Source organism: Kaistella sp. CFF1-2 (genome assembly GCF_059509915.1).
Genome location: NZ_JCAKLF010000031.1, coordinates 1 through 814, shown reverse-complemented (window position 1 = coordinate 814; position 814 = coordinate 1). Strand labels below are relative to the sequence as shown.

Sequence of the window (814 nt, the reverse complement as noted above, 5' to 3'; positions counted from 1 at the left end):
CCGTTAGCAGAAATGCCATAAAAATTGCGATATAGAATCAAAGTCTTGCTTAAGAAAGCAATTTTTAATATCTTCACAATATGAAAAAAGAAGAAGAAATAGGACTTGATTTTGAAATTGATAAGTTAACAAACTCAATTCAAAACGTTATTACTGAAGATAGTTTTGCAACTGAAGTAATAATGATGAACTCTATTTCCGAATTTAAAAATGTTTTGAAAAAAAACGGTTGGCAATTTGATTGGAAAACTGAATTTAAACAACCACAAAGAGATGTTTATAAATTAACAATTACTAATAATCAAAACGTAATTCAAGGTTTAATAAGTTTAGAAATTAAATTTGATCACGTTTATATGCATTTGATTGAAAGTGCACCATTCAACAAAGGAAAATCAAAAGTTTATGCTGGAGTTCCAGGAAATTTGGTTGCTTTTGCTTGTAAACTTTCTTTTCAAAGAGGACACGAAGGAAATATATCATTTGTTGCAAAAACTCAACTTATCAAGCATTATGAAGAATCTTTAGGAGCAATTCATGCTGGTGGAAGAATTATGATTATTGACAAAATTGCTGCATTAAAATTAACCAATAAATATTTTCCAAATGAGAAATAAATTAAAAGAATTAGATGTAGATTTTATAGGCGACGGAAAACCTTTAACAAAGGAGGAAGAATTAAGAATAAGTGAATTTATTCGCGCCTTAAAAGAGAAAACAAAAACAGTAAAGAAGACTACTAAAAGAAAACCAAAAGAAACTGTTTAATTGGCACTTCTGCTAACATTGTATTGGCAAAATGCGGGGTTAAATG

General features: G+C 28.6%; 2 protein-coding genes. Both read left to right on the top strand.

The features are described from left to right. Positions 1-80 precede the first annotated feature (80 nt). Positions 81-617: a hypothetical protein gene (locus AC5XHR_RS13780; RefSeq protein ID WP_495951356.1), complete on the top strand. Its 537-nt coding sequence runs from the start codon at positions 81-83 to the stop codon at positions 615-617. After that, on the top strand, positions 607-768 hold the full coding sequence (locus tag AC5XHR_RS13775) for a hypothetical protein (RefSeq protein WP_495951355.1): 162 nt from the start codon (positions 607-609) through the stop codon (positions 766-768). The genes AC5XHR_RS13780 and AC5XHR_RS13775 overlap by 11 nt, the downstream gene beginning before the upstream one ends. Positions 769-814 lie beyond the last annotated feature (46 nt).